The organism is Campylobacter hominis ATCC BAA-381 (assembly GCF_000017585.1).
Lineage (GTDB): Bacteria > Campylobacterota > Campylobacteria > Campylobacterales > Campylobacteraceae > Campylobacter_B > Campylobacter_B hominis.
Genome location: NC_009714.1, coordinates 1,385,017 through 1,404,073, shown reverse-complemented (window position 1 = coordinate 1,404,073; position 19,057 = coordinate 1,385,017). Strand labels below are relative to the sequence as shown.

The 19,057-nt window shown below is 28.9% G+C and carries 14 protein-coding genes and 3 tRNA genes; 14 read left to right on the top strand and 3 right to left on the bottom strand.

Going from position 1 to position 19,057, the window contains the following annotated elements; all coding sequences use genetic code 11:
• Window positions 1–140 precede the first annotated feature (140 nt).
• The 3 genes from CHAB381_RS06805 to CHAB381_RS06795 all read right to left on the bottom strand — a co-directional run bounded on the left by CHAB381_RS06805 (window position 141) and on the right by CHAB381_RS06795 (window position 2,457).
• Entirely contained in the window at window positions 141–1,352 is a 1,212-nt protein-coding gene (locus CHAB381_RS06805) for a tyrosine-type recombinase/integrase (protein WP_012109299.1), read from the bottom strand.
• A gap of 460 nt (window positions 1,353–1,812) precedes the next feature.
• A tRNA-Val gene (locus CHAB381_RS06800) sits at window positions 1,813–1,887 on the bottom strand.
• Window positions 1,888–2,384: 497 nt separating this feature from the next.
• Window positions 2,385–2,457: transfer RNA gene (locus CHAB381_RS06795), tRNA-Ala, on the bottom strand.
• A 135-nt stretch (window positions 2,458–2,592) separates the two neighbouring features.
• Here CHAB381_RS06795 and CHAB381_RS08920 point away from each other — a divergent pair.
• The 14 genes from CHAB381_RS08920 to CHAB381_RS06725 all read left to right on the top strand — a co-directional run bounded on the left by CHAB381_RS08920 (window position 2,593) and on the right by CHAB381_RS06725 (window position 18,994).
• On the top strand, window positions 2,593–2,748 hold the full coding sequence (locus CHAB381_RS08920; RefSeq protein ID WP_012109297.1) for a hypothetical protein: 156 nt from the start codon (window positions 2,593–2,595) through the stop codon (window positions 2,746–2,748).
• 318 nt (window positions 2,749–3,066) lie between these two features.
• Window positions 3,067–3,143: transfer RNA gene (locus CHAB381_RS06790), tRNA-Pro, on the top strand.
• 729 nt (window positions 3,144–3,872) lie between these two features.
• Complete coding sequence (locus CHAB381_RS06785) at window positions 3,873–4,571, top strand: SIR2 family NAD-dependent protein deacylase (RefSeq protein WP_012109296.1); 699 nt, start codon at window positions 3,873–3,875, stop codon at window positions 4,569–4,571.
• 9 nt (window positions 4,572–4,580) lie between these two features.
• Entirely contained in the window at window positions 4,581–4,964 is a 384-nt protein-coding gene (locus tag CHAB381_RS06780; RefSeq protein ID WP_012109295.1) for a hypothetical protein, read from the top strand.
• Between the two features lie 340 nt (window positions 4,965–5,304).
• Window positions 5,305–5,490: a hypothetical protein gene (locus CHAB381_RS06775; protein WP_012109294.1), complete on the top strand. Its 186-nt coding sequence runs from the start codon at window positions 5,305–5,307 to the stop codon at window positions 5,488–5,490.
• A 632-nt stretch (window positions 5,491–6,122) separates the two neighbouring features.
• Window positions 6,123–7,241, top strand: a complete 1,119-nt coding sequence (locus CHAB381_RS06765; RefSeq protein ID WP_012109293.1) for a TRAP transporter substrate-binding protein — start codon at window positions 6,123–6,125, stop codon at window positions 7,239–7,241.
• Window positions 7,242–7,340: 99 nt separating this feature from the next.
• Complete coding sequence (locus tag CHAB381_RS06760; protein ID WP_012109292.1) at window positions 7,341–8,267, top strand: branched-chain amino acid transaminase; 927 nt, start codon at window positions 7,341–7,343, stop codon at window positions 8,265–8,267.
• Between the two features lie 8 nt (window positions 8,268–8,275).
• Entirely contained in the window at window positions 8,276–9,355 is a 1,080-nt protein-coding gene (locus CHAB381_RS06755) for an SPFH domain-containing protein (RefSeq protein WP_012109291.1), read from the top strand.
• A 29-nt stretch (window positions 9,356–9,384) separates the two neighbouring features.
• The gene (gene hisIE / locus CHAB381_RS06750) at window positions 9,385–10,140 is read left to right on the top strand and encodes a bifunctional phosphoribosyl-AMP cyclohydrolase/phosphoribosyl-ATP diphosphatase HisIE (RefSeq protein WP_012109289.1); all 756 of its coding nucleotides are present in this window, start codon (window positions 9,385–9,387) and stop codon (window positions 10,138–10,140) included.
• Window positions 10,141–10,890: 750 nt separating this feature from the next.
• On the top strand, window positions 10,891–12,990 hold the full coding sequence (locus CHAB381_RS06745; protein WP_012109288.1) for a peptidase domain-containing ABC transporter: 2,100 nt from the start codon (window positions 10,891–10,893) through the stop codon (window positions 12,988–12,990).
• Window positions 12,983–14,287 (top strand): HlyD family type I secretion periplasmic adaptor subunit, encoded by a 1,305-nt coding sequence (locus CHAB381_RS06740; RefSeq protein ID WP_012109287.1) that lies wholly within the window; start codon window positions 12,983–12,985, stop codon window positions 14,285–14,287. The genes CHAB381_RS06745 and CHAB381_RS06740 overlap by 8 nt, the downstream gene beginning before the upstream one ends.
• A 260-nt stretch (window positions 14,288–14,547) precedes the next feature.
• Complete coding sequence (locus CHAB381_RS06735) at window positions 14,548–16,035, top strand: transglycosylase domain-containing protein (protein ID WP_012109286.1); 1,488 nt, start codon at window positions 14,548–14,550, stop codon at window positions 16,033–16,035.
• The gene (locus CHAB381_RS06730; RefSeq protein WP_041570518.1) at window positions 16,019–16,699 is read left to right on the top strand and encodes a hypothetical protein; all 681 of its coding nucleotides are present in this window, start codon (window positions 16,019–16,021) and stop codon (window positions 16,697–16,699) included. Before CHAB381_RS06735 ends, CHAB381_RS06730 begins: the two co-directional genes overlap by 17 nt.
• A 999-nt stretch (window positions 16,700–17,698) precedes the next feature.
• Window positions 17,699–18,994 carry a TolC family protein gene (locus CHAB381_RS06725; RefSeq protein WP_012109285.1) on the top strand — a complete coding sequence of 432 codons (1,296 nt, stop codon included), beginning with the start codon at window positions 17,699–17,701 and terminating at the stop codon, window positions 18,992–18,994.
• Window positions 18,995–19,057: the final 63 nt, after the last annotated feature.

The window sequence follows — 19,057 nt, the reverse complement described above, 5'->3', positions numbered from 1 at the left end:
TATAAAGAAATATAATTTTAAAAAAAATGAAAAAAAATAAAAAAATAAATGAATGAGTGGTTAAAATTGTAAAATAGTGGCAAAAAAGTTCTGTAAATTTTTATTTGCCACCAAAAAAAATATTTTTTACATTGAAATTTTTATTTTTCATCTCTGATTTTTATAATAAATTCGCTCCACCATTTCGCAACGGCGATTTTCTCTTTTTTATAATCGGCTCTATTATAAATCATCTCTACACTGTTTCCGATTTTATGGTCTAAAAAGCTTTCTATAGCGTCTCTCGGGTTTTTAATCGGTATTTCATCGATGTGATTTTGCGCGATTGTGCGAAACGTGCTTCTGAAACTGTGCGCCGTCTGCTTCAACTTTTCGGTAAAGCCTAAAAGTTTAAGTCTGTTATTTAATCCCTGCGCCGTTATGTGCTTACACTTTATAACTCTACTCATAAATACATAATCGCTGATGTCTTTATAAATTTCGGCGTGAGTTTCTAAAATTTTAATAACCTCATCACTTAACGGCAAAATAAAATCATCGCCGCTTTTTACTTTCATATTTGGGCGCGGAATTTTAAGCTCTTTTTGCATAAAGTCGATTTCGCGCCATTGCATTGAAATTAAATTCGCGCTTCTTAAAGGCAAATGAAGTAAAATTTTAAGCGCCGTATTTATCGGTGAGTTATCAAGCGAATAGATAACCTTTACCAGCTTTTTAAAATCGGCTTCATCGGTAATCGCTTTGTAGTTTTCGGTTTTGTGCTGTTCCATTAGAGAGTTTAAAGAGATATTTTTTATAAAATTATTTTCTATGTAGCCTTTTGTTTCGGCATAACTGAAAATTTCGTTTAAATAGCCTTGAAATCTTTTCGCTCTCGCGGGGGCGGTTTGCGCTCTTTGTTCCAGTATATCTACCAGTTCCCGCTTTGTAATATCATTAATCGGCGTGTATTCGTCTATTTTGTTTATAAAATTATTTTTAACTTCCGCTACTTTGCGCTCTTTAACTTTTTGAAGTAGAGAATTGTTAAATTTTTGCTTCCATTCATCAAATACACGCTTGATTGTTATTATTTCCGCTTTTTTAAAGGGGTCTTTATTTTCCGCTATGGCTTTTTTATATTTCGCCGTGATTTCTCTTGCTTTTGCTAATGAAACTGTAGGGTAATCGTTAGGTTTGCATAACGCCTTTTCGGTGTATTTGTCCGTTCCTGCCTGTTTAAATCTGAAATACCAGCGCTTACTAGCCTTTGTAATTTTAAGCATTAAATTATCGCCGTCATATAGCGGACTGTCTTCGGGTTTGGCATTTTTGATTTTGGTGTCTGTAAGTCTTACAATTTGCCTTGACATAATTTTATCCTTTATCTTTTTATCTTTTTTTCAAGCAATCACTTTTAAAGTGCCTTTTTAAAAGCATTTACTCGATGTTTAGTAAGAAAAAAATAAAGTTAAACTCATTTTCTTACTATTTTTTCTTACTAACTTGCACTCAAATATTCTATTTAAGAGCTTTAATTGACTAAAATATTTCTTACTATTAAGCACTGAAAAATAGTGCTTACGGCTTAAATTCAGCCTTTTTCAGCTATTAAAACACGTTTCAAGCAATGTCTTTTAAAGTGCCTTTTTAAAAGCATTTACTCTATGTTTAGTAAGAAAAAATCAGCTAAAAAAAATTTTCTTACTATTCTTATTACTATTCCTTATGGCTTGATGTGAATAATTATAAACTGATTTGAATTAAAATTTTCTTAAAATCTCGATTTATAGGGGGTTTTTTGAAGTGATTTGAACGTTTAAGAATAGTGTATGGTGGCCCCGAATGGACTTGAACCATCGACTTCCACCATGTCAAGGTGACACTCTACCACTGAGTTACGGGACCTGAATATAAAAAAATAAAGTTTAAAAAAAATTTTAATTTATGAAATTTCAAACTAAAATTTTAAAAATACAATTTTTCATTTTATCAAAAAAAATCTAAATTTTTGCTTTTAACCTTTTGTTCAATAAATTTTTAAGATTAATAATTAAAAAATTTCTTACTGTAATTTCAACGCTTGATTTTATACTTGTATTTTTTTTGCAAGTTTGCAAGTTGTAATTTGAAGCCTAATTGAAATTAGTCTAAAATTTTGACAATAAATTACAAATTTAATTATGCAGTTAAATTTAGCATAAAAAGAAAATAAAGACTTTAAATATCGGACACAATAAAATATATGATAGATAAAAATGATTTATTTTATTCAGTTTAAATTTTACGGCTGTAAATTTTAGTGATATTTTTCATAATAACATTTTTTCAATTTTAAACGAGAATTACCTACATATGCCTTTTTGTAAAAGTAAATTGTTTAAAATTTAAAAATTTTAAAAATGTGGAGTTAAGCGGGATCGAACCGCCGACCTCTTGAATGCCATTCAAGCGCTCTCCCAGCTGAGCTATAACCCCATAAAACAAAAGTAATTCTACAATAATTAACTTATATTTTTTTTAAAAATTTTGCAATTTAAAAAAAATTGTAAAAAAAATAGAATTTTAAGTTTAGTTTTGTTAGTATCTTAAAAATTTTTTTAAGGATAATTTATGAGAGTTTTAATTTTTTCAATTATTACTGTTTTTGGAATTTGCGGTTGTTCAAACACTTGGCATGGTGTCAAAGAAGATACAAACAGCGGAGTTGAATGGACAAAAGATAAAGTAAATGACGGTGCCACATGGGTCAAAGATAAGACAGAATAATTTAAAGTATTTTAAAAATTTGATTTTGAATTTTAGCTTTACGGCTAAAATTCAGTTATTTTAATTTATTAAAATTTTTTATTGAAGTGATGTGATAAAAATTTATTGAAATATATGTAATATGACATTGTTTCTACATTTTTTGCGGTATTTAACAATGAGCGTTCGGTTTTTTATCATTTATCACAGATATTCATTTAAACTTCAATATAAAATTTTATATTAAATTTTAATAAAATACGATACAATCGTATTTCTAAAATATTTTAAATCTTTAATAAAACTGTTCTTTTAAATACTTATTTAATATAATTTATTCGGAGTGTAGCGCAGGCTGGTAGCGCATCTGGTTTGGGACCAGAGGGTCGAAGGTTCGAATCCTTTCACTCCGACCATTTTTGAGAGTTCGGCTTATCAGATTGCGACCATAATGCCGTTGGTTTGATTTCCGTAATTTAATTAGAGATTGCAGCTTAATTTTATAAAGTAACACCATTCTAATGTAGATAGGAACTTCAGAGCCGCTTTTTAAATTTTATCGTATAAACTTATCAGTAAGTTACTTGCGTTTATTGCCAAAAATCCGCTTCACACAATTCTATAAACAATATTAATGATTTAACTGCCTTTTTAAATTTAACTTCATTAGAATTTCAGAAAATTTCAATAAAAAGAAATAAATACGAAAAATTTATTATAGCACTGTTTGCTTCGACGATAAGTTTATTTACACTTGATGTAAATAAAGCATGTGTTAAAGATTTGAAAAAAGCAGGTAAAATAAAAGATGAAATTAATAAAAAAGATACAGATAAAAAAATCAAAAAAAAAAAAAAACAACAATAAATAATAAAAAATAATCAAAGATGTAATTTAAGCAAATAACAGACAAGAAGTCCAATTTTGTAAAAACGGGCGGTCTTAAAATTATTAACGCGAGAGCGTAAAAGAGAGTTGAAAAGGCATAAAATTCTTTTAATTTTTTAAATTGTTTATTATTAAAATTGTCAATAAACCAAAAATGTCGTTGTAAATTTTTTAATATAAAAATCAGGTTTAAAAATTTAATTTAAATTTTTGGATTATTGTCAAAATTTTACTAAAATTCGCAAAAAGGCAAAAAAATGAATGAAATTTTGATTTTAAGCGGTGCGGGGCTATCTGCTGATAGCGGGTTGAGTACTTTCAGAGGAAATGGCGGACTTTGGGAAAATTATAATGTAATGGAAATTTGCTCCGTTGAAGGTTTTGCAAAAGATCGCCAAAAAGTTTTAAACTTTTATGACAATCGTAGAATTGAACTTAAAAATGTCGCGCCGAACTCAGCTCATAAAATGATTGCCGAAATTAAGGCGAAATATCCTGATAAAATCGCTATTTTGACGCAAAATATCGATGATTTGCTTGAAAGAGCAGGTTGTCATGATGTCGTTCATTTGCATGGTGAGCTCACAAAATTGCGATGTGAAAGTTGCGAGCATGAATTTTATATAGGCTACGAATCTCAAAAAGATAAAAAATGTCCAAAATGCGGCAGTTCGCGCGTTCGCCATAATGTAGTAATGTTTGGCGAGATGGCGCCTTTTTATGCCACACTTTATGCAAGATTAAGAGATATGAAACTTTTTATCTGTATAGGAAGCAGCGGAGAGGTTTTGGACGTTGCAAATTATGCATATATGGCTGAATTCAGCATTTTAAACAACCTTGAAAAAAGTTTCGTTGATAGAAATTTTACGAAAGTCTATAACGAAACGGCTGTAAATGCGGCGCTAAAAATTAAGCTGGATATAGAAAATTTTATAAAATTCGGCAAAATTTAAAGGATCGAAATGAAAAAAGGCAAATATTATATAGGAGATTTGAGTTATATTTTAAATTTTAATGATTTCAGCGATGTTCTAAAAGTTGAATTTGGTGAGATTTATGAGCTTAAAAACGGCGTAAAATTTGAAAAATTTCATCTTGCAGTTGGAGATTATAAAGACAATCAGGGGTTTATATACAGCGTTGATAGTGAAATTTTCGGTATTATCGAAATTAGCATTATAAATATTGAGTTTTTGAGCGAAAAAATTTTAACCGTAAAAAATGATGTGCTTTATGATAAAACGACAAATTATGCTCGCGCCAAAATAGTTACTTTCAATAGTGATTTCAGTGTTTTTAGAAATGAAAATTCGCTGAATTTTGCAGACATTGAAATTTTTGCATAATAAATAAAAATTTATTTATGAAAAAACAGGCGTCGGGTTTAAATTTCAGATTGAAATTTATAAAATAATGAGTTGTTAAATTTTATAGTTTTAAAAAATAATTAACAACGTAAAATTTCACAGCTCATAATAATTATTTTAAAGCTGTTTTTATAAAGTAAATAAAATTTTGTATCGCGCTATAATGTAGTGATTTGCAGTTTATAAAGCAATAAATAAAAGCAAAAATTACGAAAAGCTTTTAAAAATCGCTAAAATGATGAAAATTTTAAAAATCAAATTTAGATTAGCTCAAATTTTAAAATTTTAGTGTAAAATTCATCAAATTTTAGGAGTAAAAATGAGAAATTTTGTGATTTTGGCGATTTTTTGCACAGCCTTTTTATTTTGCGGTTGCGATGAAAAAAAAGATGAAAGTCTTGCAAAACCGCCTGTTGAAACCGAAATTCCAAAAGATGTACCTGTTTCGCAAACCGAAAATATCAAAATTGATCCGCAAAATCCGCCCGTTCCTGTCGGAGAATAAAATTCCGAATTTCAGAATTTGCAAATTCTGAAATTTATTATATAAGATAAATCATACATAATGTAGCCAACAAAGTTACAATAAAACCGATAATTGCTAAAATCCCGGCTTACAGTAATTGCAATTAAGTCTGTTTTGTGTCTTTTTTGGCTTGAAATATCGCCATAATCGTAATTAATAAAGCTGGCGAAAAAATGATTCCTGAAAAGAAAATTGCCTAAATCAGCAAAAACTATCGCTAAAATTTCAACAATATTGCTTTTTGTTTGACACAAACTGCTTTTTATTTTTTATAAAAACTCCTTTTAAAAAAATAATTTGGTAATATTAAAAAAGCAAATCAGTAATGGCGATTTAAATTTTCATTGCAAAGATGTCACAATTTAAGGTTTAATTATGCAAAAAATGTATAGAATTACAAAATTTAAATTTTGAGATTGTATAAAATTTTAAAAAACGTATCGTTGTTTTGTCTTTTGCGCTAAATTTCAAAATTTAAATGAAGTAAAATGAAATGTTTTTCCAAAAAAGCTGAAACCGCGTTAATTTAATATAAATAAATATTTTAAAAACGCATATATTATTTGTGAAAAACAATTTTTGCATATAAATAAAAACTATAAGGAGAAAAAATGAAAAAGTTTTTAGTTTTTGTTACGGTTTTTATGTTCGCAAGTTTTGCGTTTGCCGAACGCACTTACACATTAAAACTAGCTTCTACGTGGGAAAATACTACGCCTGTTCTTGGAAAAACGGCGAATGATTTTAAGAAATATGCCGAAACTATGAGCAACGGCAGACTTAAAATCCGCATTGACACGCCAAGCAAGCACAAAGCCGGTTTCGGAATTTTGGATTTTGTTAAAAGCGGTCAATACGAACTCGGTTATACTTCGCTTTATTATTATAAAGGAAAAGATCCTAAGACGATGTTTTGGACAGCAGTACCTTTTGGAATGACGACTGCAGAACAACACGCCTGGTATTATTATGGCGGCGGAAAAGAGTTGAATGAGAAACTTTTTGATAAATACGGCATTAAAACGTTTATTATGGGAACAACCGGAATGCAAATGGGCGGTTGGTTTAAAAAAGAGATTAACTCTTTAGCCGATTTGCAAGGGCTTAAATTCAGAATTCCTGGATTTGGCGGTGAAGTGATGAGCAAACTTGGCGTTACGATAAACACAATTCCTACAGGTGAGCTTTATATGGCGCTTGAAATGGGTACAATTGACGCCGTAGAGTGGGTAAGCCCGGTTTATGATATGCCTCTTGGTTTTCATAAAGTTGCGAAGTATTATTATACCGGCTGGCAAGAGCCTACAGGTGATACACAACTTTTGATAAATAAAAATGTTTATGACAAACTTCCTGAAGATTTGCGTCTGATTTTAGAGGCTGCTGCCAGATTAGCCGGAGAAAATATGCAAAATAGCGGTTTTTATCAAAATTCCGTAATTTGGCAAAAGATGAAAAAAGAGTTTCCGGATGTTACAATCAAAAATTTTCCGCCCGATGTAATGGAAGCGCTAAAAAAAGCAACTGATGAAATTTTGGACGAAGAAGCTGCAAAAGATCCTTTATTTAAAGAAATCTTAGATAGTCAAAGAAATTTTCTTAAAATCGGTAGAGAGTGGAATAAGATAAGCGAAACCGCTTATATCAACAATCAAAACGAAAATATGCCTAAATTTCCGCAAATTTCGGAAACGAACTCAACCGTAAAAGAGCAAAATTTAAGTAAATAAGGTGCGCAAAATTTTAAATTTGCGCTTGATGTGGCAAATCGAATTTTAATTATTTTTTTGCTACAATTGCAAGATAAAATTTTAAAAAAGGAAAACAATATGGCAACTATAAATGAAGCTAAGTATATTTGGTTTAACGGAAAATTAGTAGCTTGGAAAGATGCGACAGTTCATGTTCTATCTCATTCTTTACATTATGGAAATGCTGTTTTTGAAGGCGTAAGGGCTTATCAGACAGACAAAGGTCCTGCAATTTTCAGATTGAAAGAGCACACAAAACGTTTAATGAATTCGGCTCACGCTTGCTTAATCAATATACCTTATACACAAGAAGAGCTTGAAAAAGCTCAAATTGAGGTTGTAAGAGAAAATAATTTTACACAAACTGTTTATATTCGTCCTCTAGCATTTTTCGGATACGGCACAATGGGTGTTTCTAGCAAAGGCGCAAATGTCGATGTGGCAATCGCTGCGTGGCAATGGGGCGCATATATGGGTGAAGACGCTCTTAGAAAAGGCATAAAGGTAAAAATAAGCTCCTGGATGAAGCCTGCACCTTTTTCAATGATGGCAAAGGCAAAAGCAAGTGCAAATTATTTTAATTCTCAAATGGCAAATTTTGAAGCCGTAAATGCAGGATATGATGAAGCTTTATTGATGGATCAAAACGGCTTTATAGCTGAAGGCAGCGGCGAATGCTTTTTTATCGTGCGAAACGGCTCAATAATTACTCCGCCAAACGATACAAGTCTGGAAAGTATAACTCAACAAACAGTTATTGAAATAGCTGAAGATTTAGGTTTTGAAGTAAAACGTCAAAGAATTACAAGAGATGAAGTTTACAGCGCTGATGAAGCATTTTTCACAGGAACCGCCGCTGAAGTTACACCGATAAGCAATATCGACGGACGCGTTATCGGAAAAGGTGAAATGGGACCTGTAGCCGAAAAATTGCAAAAAACGTATTTTGACGTCGTAATGGGCAAAAATGCGAAATTTGAACACTATCTAACATATGTAAAATAAGGGAAAATATGCCAGCAGATTTAAACGACTATTTTAACAAAAAACAAAACATGAACGGAAACGGTGGCGGAACAAATTTTAAAATGCCTAATTTGCCTAATTTCAGTAAATTTTCAGGTCTGATTTATATTTTAATTGTAATAGTTGCGGTTTTGGTTCTAGCAAGACCGTTTGTTACGATTCAATCCGGTCAAGTAGGAATCAAATCGAATTTAGGAAGTTATGATCCTACGCCTCTTCAACCGGGACTTCATTTTTTTGTGCCGTTTGTACAGGATATTTTTATAGTTGACACGAGAGTCAGAATTATAAATTATACAAACAATGAAGATATGGGTGGCGGAAATTTAAAAGGTGAAACAGGTATTATTCGAAAAAATTCAATTTCCGTATTTGATGCAAGAGCGCTTCCTGTAAGCATTGATTTGACTGTTCAATATAAATTAAATGAAACTACAGCTTCAAATACCATTGCAAAATGGGGATTTTATTGGGAAGATAAGATTGTAGATCCGGTTGTGCGCGATGTAGTGCGAAATGTCACAGGTAAATATACGGCAGAAGAACTTCCAACTAAGCGTAATGAAATAGCTTTAGCCATAAATGACGGAATTCAAGCTACAATTGAAGCTTTGCCGAATTCGCCTGTAAATTTACTTGCAGTGCAACTTCGTGAGATTATTCTACCTACAAAAGTAAAAGAGCAAATCGAGCGCGTTCAAATCGCAAAGCAAGAAGCGGAAAGAACAAAATACGAAGTTGAAAAGGCAAATCAGGAAGCTCTTAAAAAAGCAGCCCTTGCGCAAGGAACCGCCAAAGCTGTAAAAATAGAGGCTCAAGGTAGAGCGGACGCCGTTAAAATAGAAGCCGATGCGGCAGCTTATGCGAATACCGAGATTGCAAAAAGTCTTGATAAAAATCTTTTGACACTAAAACAAATAGAAATTCAAGGTAAATTTAATGAAGCTTTAAAAGAAAATTCGGATGCTAAAATTTTCTTAACACCAGGTGGCGCAGTGCCGAATATTTGGGTTGATACAAAAGATAAAGCCAAACAGAGCGCGATAAATTCTACCGCAACTGAATGAAGTGAAATGGATAAAATTTAAGGGCAAAAATGAGCGAAAATAAAATAAAAATTGATTGGCAAAAAGTCGGTCTTTTGCCGGTTGTCATTCAGGATAACACCACCGGTGAAGTTTTAATGATGGCTTATATGAATGAAGAAGCACTGAATTTGACATTTTCGACAGGTTTTGCCCACTATTTTTCGCGTTCAAAAAATCGCATTTGGAAAAAAGGTGAAAGCAGCGGCAATACACAAAAAGTTTGCTCTGCTTTTTTGGATTGCGATAATGATACTTTGCTTTTAAAAGTTGAACAAAAAGGTGCAGCGTGCCATACAGGGCATAAAAGTTGTTTTTTTAATGAAATTTCTTTGAATGACGGCGAAATTCCGCATGAAAAAAATGAAAAAATTTCAAAGCCGAAATACGAAATTTTAGACGAACTTTATCACATTTGCCTGGATAGAAAATTTAATGCGGATCCAAAAAATTCGTATGTCGCAAAGCTATATGAAAAAGGCGAAAACACTCATCTTAAAAAAATTTGTGAAGAGGCAAGTGAATTCGCTTTTGCGTGCAAAGATCTAAGCAGAGCTAAAAATTATCGCGATTTGAAACGTGAAATTTTTGGTGAACACCACGAAAATGAGCCTGAATATGATGTGATTTATGAAGGAGCCGATTTGCTTTTTCATATGGTTGTAGCGCTGGCTTATCATGGAATTCATCCTGAAAATTTATTAAATGAATTGTCTCGCCGCAACGGAATAAGTGGAATTACGGAAAAAAATTCAAGAAAAAGTTAAAAAATACAAGCATTGTTAAAATTTTTTTGTAATTCTTTTTAAAATTTATTTTATCTTTAAAGATAAATTTTATCAATATTTTATATGCAAAATCAAAAGTATTTTTATATTGTTTACTTTTGCCGCCTAAAAATTTGTCCGCTATATTTAAAATTTAATTAACTTTTGCTATTCTACTGGCGATTGAACTTATAATTTTCCTCCTTTTATTAAAATTTGTTATTGAAAATCTTGTTTATTAAATTCAAAAAGTGTGGTTATTTTCTTTTGCACTTTGTCTAAATTCTTGTCTATTTTTATTTAAAATATCTTTTTAATTCTTTGTATCCGCTAACCATAAATTTATAAAATTGTGTTTTTTACCTTTTGTAAATAAAATATCATAACAAAATCTATTTTTGAATCAAAATCAAATAAAATTTGATTTTGCCATAAATTTTTCAAATTTAAATCTACATTACAAATAAATTTAAATTTAAAAATTCATAAAATTTACATTTTGTAATAATTTAATTTCTAGTAGAATTTTGCCGATTATATCTTAAAATTTTTATTGAAATTCCAATTTTACTTAAATAAGCAAGATTGCGACTTTATGTAATTTTTAAAAAATTGCTAAAAATTTATGAATTTGGTTTGAAATTTGAATTTAACAGTGAATAATAGCATAAATTAATATTATTTAATCTACATTTAAAAAATAAAGCCGTATAATCAAAAAAATAAAATTTAATTTTAAAGGTTAGACCGATGCGAACTGCTCTGCAGGCGCTTGCACTTATTACTCAAATAAATAGAATTCCGTTTGATTCTAAAGAAATAATAAATAAATTTGCATTGAATACAAACGAACCAAGCATTGACGAGCTTACAAGAATTGCAAAATATTTGGAATTTAAAGCAAAAATCAAAAATATATCTGAAATTTCAAAATATAAACCTCCTTTTATAGCACAATCCAAACAAAACACATATTTTGTAATTTTCCAAATTTTAGAAGACGGATCATTTTTGATTTATGATGGCGGGAGCAGCTTAAAAAAGATAAACAAAGATGAGATGAATGAAATTTCAAATTCCAAAATAATAGTTTTGGCTCATAAAGCTTTAAATTCTCAAGTCAAATTCGGCTTTGCATGGTTTTATAAAAAGATGCTGAAATTTAAATTTATAATTTTTGAAGTTTTACTAGCCTCTTTTATAATGCAGCTTTTTGGGCTTGTTACGCCGCTTTTTACACAAGTAGTTCTTGATAAGGTTTTAACTCATCATAGCATTAGCACTTTAAATGTTATCGCGGTAGCATTTTTCGCAGTTATTATTTTTGAAATGCTACTCTCTCTTACCAGAAATTATATATTTGCTCACACTACGACAAAAATTGATGCGCAGCTTGGAAGCGAACTGTTTTTGCACCTTTTATTGCTTCCGATGACATATTTTGAAAACAGAAAAGTAGGAAACATAGCGGCAAGAGTAAGAGAGTTAGATAGCATAAGAGATTTTATTGCAAACAAATCGGTTACCGTGCTGCTTGATCTTCTTTTTAGCTTTGTTTTTGTCATTATGATGCTACTTTACAGCGTAAAACTTACACTTATAGCAATAGCTTTTGTAAGTGTAATTGCTTTGATTTATTTTTTTATTACACCGATGCTAAGAGCAAGACTTAATGACAAATTTGAGATGGGAGCAAGGTCAAATTCTTATTTGATAGAGTCAATCACTGGAATGCAAACCGTAAAATCTCTTGCAATTGAGGGTGGAATGCAAAGAAACTGGGAAGATTATTTAGCAAAATATGTAAAATCAAGTTTTAATCTTTCGAATTTAAGCAATATCGCAAGTGGATTTGCAAACGCTCTTTCAAAGCTTATGACTTTATCTATTTTATATTTTGGTGTAGGGCTTGTAATAGAAGGAAAATTAAGCGTAGGCCAACTTATCGCTTTTCAAATGTTTGCAGGGCAATTTGCGTCTCCTGTAATGAGACTTGTAGGTCTTTGGAATGAATTTCAACAAGCGATTATAAGTGTGGATAAATTAGGCGATATATTAAATACGCCGACTGAACAAACAACAAATAAACCGATAAGTTTAAATAAAGTAAGAGGTGAAATAAAATTTGAAAATGTAAGCTTTAGATACAACCCTGGTTCTAATTTGGTTCTTAAAAATTTAAGTTTTAAGATAGATGCAAATAAAAGTGTAGGCATAGTAGGAAAAAGCGGAAGCGGCAAAAGCACGATTACAAAACTAATCGAAAGGCTTTATTTACAAAATGACGGTGCTATTTATATTGATGATATTGATATAAGACATCTCAATCCATATATTTTAAGGCAAAATATAGGCGTAGTTTTACAAGAAAATTATCTTTTTAGCGGCACAATAAGAGAAAATATATCTTATGCAAAAGCCGACGCTTCTATGGACGAGATCATAAAAGTAGCCAAAATATCTGGAGCGCACGATTTTATAAAAGAGCTTTCATCAGGATATGATACGATAGTAGGAGAAAGAGGAAGCTCTCTTTCAGGCGGGCAAAAGCAAAGAATCGCGATAGCAAGAGCGATTATTTCCAACCCTAAAATTTTAATATTTGACGAAGCGACATCTGCGCTTGATTATGAAAGCGAAAAAGCAATAACTGAAAATTTAAATAAAATAAAAGAAAATAGAACATTCATCATCATCGCTCATAGACTTTCTACGATAAGAAATTGTGACGAAATAATAGTAATAGATAAAGGTGAAATTAAAGAACGCGGAAGCCACGATGAATTGGTAGCCAAAAATGGATATTATAAAAAATTGCTTGATGCACAAGCAGGGCTCAATCATGTTTAAACTTTTTAAAAAAATTGACGATTCATACGAATTTAAACCAAGTATAATTGAAATAGAGGATAGACCGCAAAATCCGCTGGGAAAAACGATTCTATGGATAGTTGTAACAATTTTCGTTTTTTTGGTTTTATGGCTTGTGTTTGCCAAAATAGATATAGTAGTAAGCGGCAACGGAAAAGTAATACCAAGCGGAAATATTAAAATTTTAAAACCGCTTGAAAACGGAATAATATCAAAAATTTTAGTTTATGAAGGACAAAAAGTATCTAAAAATGAACCGCTCATAATCATTGATCCAAGCGTATCTAAAGTAAATTTAATCACGCAGGAAGAAAAACTAAAAGCACTTAATTTCAGTATAAAAAGACTTGAACTTTTAAGCTTCAGTGAAAAATTGCAAAAAGATGCAAATTTAAGCAGCGACGAAATGAATCTTTATATCAATCAAAAACAAAATTTTGATGAAAGCATAGATGAACTGAATTTTAAAATTTCAGGCATACTAAACTCAATAAACGGCACACAAGCTGAAATTTCAAAATTAAGCGAACTGAAAATTTTAGCGGATAAAAGGGTTAAAAATTTAAAAAACGTTCGAGATATAATAGCAAGCAAAGATTATGAGGATGCGCTTTCAAAACAGATTGATTTAAACTCGCAAATAAAAAGCACAAATGAAAATTTACTTGCACTAAAATCAAAACTGAGTGAAACTAAAAAAACGCTTGAGAATTTTAAAACGAGTCAAAAAGCTAAATTTTTGGATGAACTTTTAACAAAACAAAAAGAAGCCGCCGAAATCAAAGCTTCTATAAATGCACTAAATTTCCAAACGAAACAACAAATCGTAGCATCTCCTGTAGACGGTTATGTAGGAAAACTTTTGATTCATACGGTTGGAAGTTCCGTTAGCAGTGGTGAGGAGCTAATCAGTATAATTCCCGCAAACGAGCCTCTAATCATAAGTGCTAAAATTTTAAATAAAGATATAGGATTTTTACAAAATGGACAAAAAGTAGCCATTAAAGTTGATACTTTCAACTTTCAGAAATACGGCAAAATAGACGGAGAGCTTATACATATAGGAAACGACGCTATAAAAGACGAAAAACTTGGGGAAATTTTTGAAATAAAGGTAAAACCGAAAAAATTAAGTCTGATGGTAGAAGGCAAAGAAAAACAAATAGAGCCCGGAATGAGCGTAATAGCTGAAGTGAAAGTCGGAAAAAGACGAGTCATAGAGCTTTTCATATATCCTATCGTAAAATATCTCGATGAAGGACTTAGTGTAAGATAAGCTCTGAAACAAAAGGAAAATTTTATGGATTTTGAGGAACTTTTATATACTTAAGGATAAAAAAATAAAAAAATGAGAAAATATATTGCAAATAATATTTACTTAAATAATTATAAATTATATAAATTTTTAAACAAAAACAATAGTATAACAATCTATGAAACAAAAACAACTATTAATTTTCGCAATATTAAAGTATTAACAGTATTAAAAAAATTTGTTTTTAGAAATTTTAGAATATAAGAAAGTAAAATAAAAAAATGAAAACTAATTTAGACATTGATATAAACGGTTATATAGTAAAAGCTAGTAATGGTAAAACTATCGGTGTTTGCTCCAATGAAAATAAAATTTACGCTAAGCGGTTAAATAAAGATATTTCAGAAATTTTGATCAATTTTTTATTATCTATAGAAGATAAAAGATTTTATAATCATATAGGAATTGATTTTATTGCCATAATAAGGGCTTTTTATAGAAATTTACAAGCCGGCAAGATAGTAGAAGGCGGAAGTACTATAACGCAACAATTATCAAGAGCTTATTTAAATGATAATTCAAAAACCATAAAAAGAAAAGTTAAAGAGATATTTAAGGCATTAAAAATAGAAACAATCTTTTCAAAAAAATATATTATAGATAAATATATTGAATCCGTTTATATGGGATCAAATTTATATGGATTTGAGTCTGCTTCAATTAAATACTTCTCAAAACGGTTAAATGAACTGACAAAAAAGGAATTTATATCTTTAATTGTGTTATTAAGAGGACCAAATCTATATGTTGATAATAAACAACTTTTTTTAAATAGATACAGAAGCATTCTATTTAGATTAAATAAATCAAATCTTATTTCAAGAAATCAAACTAATAAATATTTGCGTCATTCACCAAAAATACAGCAAAATCAAATAAACGTTGTTCCGTCAACAATTATTCCTGATATTGCGAAAACAATAGATTATAATAAATTTATAATCAATAGCACAATAGACTATAAAATACAGAATAAAATAAACTGGTTTGTAAATTCTACTAATGATTTAGATTCTGTAATATGTATAAATAAAGGTAAGATTGCAGGTTTTGCTAGCAAACATGGAAATCATTATATATTTAATAACTTCGGAAATGTAGGCTCAACACTTAAACCTTTTATATATTTGTATTTAAGAAGTAATGGCATAGATCAAAATGAACAAATATCAACAATACCTATCTATAAATATGGAGATTGGACAGCAAAAGAGGCATTTGAATACAGATGTAACACAATGTCATTAGCAAGAGCGTTAGAAGTATCTAACAATACAGTTTTTTTAAATGCCAGTTATAAAGTTGGTTTTAACAATGTTTCTAAGTATATTTCTACTTTATTCAATAAAGAATATTGTGGAGATTTCCCATCTTTAGTCTTGGGATCAACTCCGTATGGTATTTCTTTATATGAATTATCAATGGCTTATTATAACTTATTTTCAAGTAGCGAACTTCAGTATTTAGACGAGTTAAAGTCAATATTAAGAAAAGTATCGATAAATACTTTAGGGTTATCTTCATTTTTTTGCAAAACAGGAACTACGAACAATAGTATAAATAGATATATTATTTTAGGTAATTCTGAAAAAGTATTTGCATTTTTAAGAGATGAAAAATTAAAGTGGGATAATATGATAAATAATGGAAAAATATCAAAAAGTTTCACCAAAAAAATCAAGGATATTTTAAATGAATTTATCAAATGAGATTTTAACTTTTATAGATGGCAAGATGAATGATATTGAGTTTATTGTATTTTTAATAATAAGTATATTTTCATTAGTAATTAAAAAATTTATAACAGACTCAATAGCCCAATCTGAAAAAATTTTTATAAATACTCAAAAAGAAAATTTAAAAAAACTAAATAAAATTTATTTTGCTTTAGTTCAGTTATCTTTAAAGCCCAATTCGAAATTCAGATCAAAAAAACTATACAAGCTGCTATTAAACAACTTTTATACGATGAACACTAAAGAAGATACTAAATTGTTAGAAAGTATATATGATAATTGTGAAAAAAATAAAGATTTAAATGAAAAAATGATTTTGGAGTATACGAGAAAAATTCAAATTAAAATAAAAGAAATTAACAACATTATAGATAAAAATAATTCAACATATTCAGAATTTCAATCTAATCCTATAGTGTTTTATATTAAAAAAATATTATTAGTAATTTATATAGTTTTTTCTATGCTAGTTTTTTTATATGTTTTGCAATGTTTATTTACAAATTTTAAGATTTGTTGGAAAATAATATTGACAGTATTTTCTATACCAATAGTTTTTTATATATTAAATTTTTGTAAAAATTGTAAATTTTATAAAAAAATCAAAAATTCAATTGAAAAATTTATTTTTAAATAAAATTAAACTATAGAATATTATTCTTTGATTAAATAGCAAGATTGCTATTTTTGTTAAACATATATAAATTTTTCTATTTAATATCGCGTTTTATTAACTATAAAGAAGTTTAGTTTATTAGCAACACAAAATGATTAAAATAATTATAATAGTGCTTGTTATTATTTTATGTTGTCATATTTTAAAATTGTTATAATTTTATTGTTTAAAATATTTTTGAAAATTAATTTAAGTATTAATTTTGAGTATTATTTAATAAGTAAGATTATAAAATATAAAATTAAGCTTGGTGGTAGAAGTTAAATAAAAACAAAGCTTTCGCTATAAGAAAGGATAAACAATGTGTCAGATAAAGATAATGATTGTTCAAATAAAAATGATGGTGAAGATTTTTTAATGATTTAATAAATGACTTTAAGAAAATTTTAAAAGTCTTACAAACCCATCGCTTGTAGTTTAAATTTATTGCATAGTTGGCATAATGCTATTTATACTTTATTATGGAAAGATTGGGTATTTTCCAACTTTAGCGGTGCTGATATATTTTATCTGATTATAATACTAGGTGTAGCCGGATTTGTATATTTTATTTGTTTGCTTGTTTTTCTCCTATTATGTACTTTTTTAATTCGTATAAATTTATTGTTTGAACTATGAGAATTATAAATATTTGAGCATATTTTTTTGCTGCATAACAGAGTTGGAGAAGCTTGCATTAATATCAAAGGTTTAGCAGCCTAATTGTAATGAATATTAGTACTATTTTAAAAAATATCAAATATTTTTTTGCATATTAAGAATTGATATATTTTTTAAATTTTACTTTTGAAATTTTTTAAAAATTAAACTTAAATGGTTTTGTAAAATATAGCTTAATTATTAAGCTATTTTAAAAAATTATTGATTTTATTATAATTGTTATAAATTTCACACAAATTTTAATACTTAACTAAACAAAAAATCATATAATCAAAAACCAACAAATTTAAAAGGCTTTTAATGCTAAAATCTTTAAAATTTATCATTGTTATTGTATTTTTGTTTATGGATAGATCACTTGCTATCACATTTGATGAAATTCTAAAGCATGCCTTAAAAAATTCTCCAGATATAAAAATATCATCTCTTGATATAAATTTAGCTTCAAATGATTTGGATTACGCATATTCTTATTTTTATCCTACCTTATCATTGGCTTTAAACTCTGAATATTCTAAAAGATTTGATGACGGATATAATTTGGTTTATGTCGGCGAGAGCTCACTTGCCGGTTCTACTACTTTTCAAAACTCGGCTTCACTTATTTTAAGATATGATATTTTAAAATTTGGAGCCGATTATTATAGAAAAGAGAGCGCAAAACAAAAAATTGAAACAATGAGTTTTAAAAAATGTGATGATGAATTAAATTTGGCGCTTGAAATTTTGGAAAATTATAAAAAAGTTTTGATTTTAAAAAACAGTTTAAATATAAATAGTCAAAAGATTGATATTTATGAAACTCTTTTGGATTATACAAAAAGATTAAATAAAATAGGTGAAAAATCAAAACTTGATGTCGCTGATATAAATATAAACTTATCTCAAATAAAAGATGAAATTTTAAGCGCAAAAACACAAACAGCTTACGCTTTAAATATGATTTCAATGCTTTCAAATTTAGATATAAACGATGCTTTTGATTTCAATGATTTTAATATTCAAAAAAATTATGAATTTTTGGATTTTAAAGATACTTTTATGGCGATGCAAATAGTTTCTAAGATAAAAGAAGATGAACTAAATATCAAATCTCTTGAAAGCTCTTTTTATCCTACGATATCTTTTTATGCAAAATATGATTTTTATGGAGACGACAAAGACAGATATTGGAAAAGTGTGCAAGATAGCAAAAAATACGGCTATAGAGTTGGAATTTCTTTTACTTGGGACATTTTTGACGGCGGCAGAAAAAATGCACAGCTTAATAGAGCAAGACTGGAGAACGAACAAAATAAATTAAAATTAAAAGCCGCGAATCTTAAATACGACAAAGAGATTATGGATATGCGAAATTTCAAAAATAACGAAGAAGAAACTTTGAAAAACTTGGAGCTTTTGAGTAAAGAAAGTAAAAGATTAAAAGATATGAGTTTATCATTAAATAAAAACGGACAAAGCGATAAAATTACAGTGCTAAATCAAACAATAAATGCACTAAATAAAGAACAAAGCCTAAAAGAAAATATCATAAATGCAGGATACAATCTAACCAAAGCTGATTTAATCGCAAAACAAAAAAGATGGTGCGAGTAAGAAATTATTTGAAGAAAGTTGTTTGATAAAAGTAGTTGACTTTTATCAAACAACATATTTAAA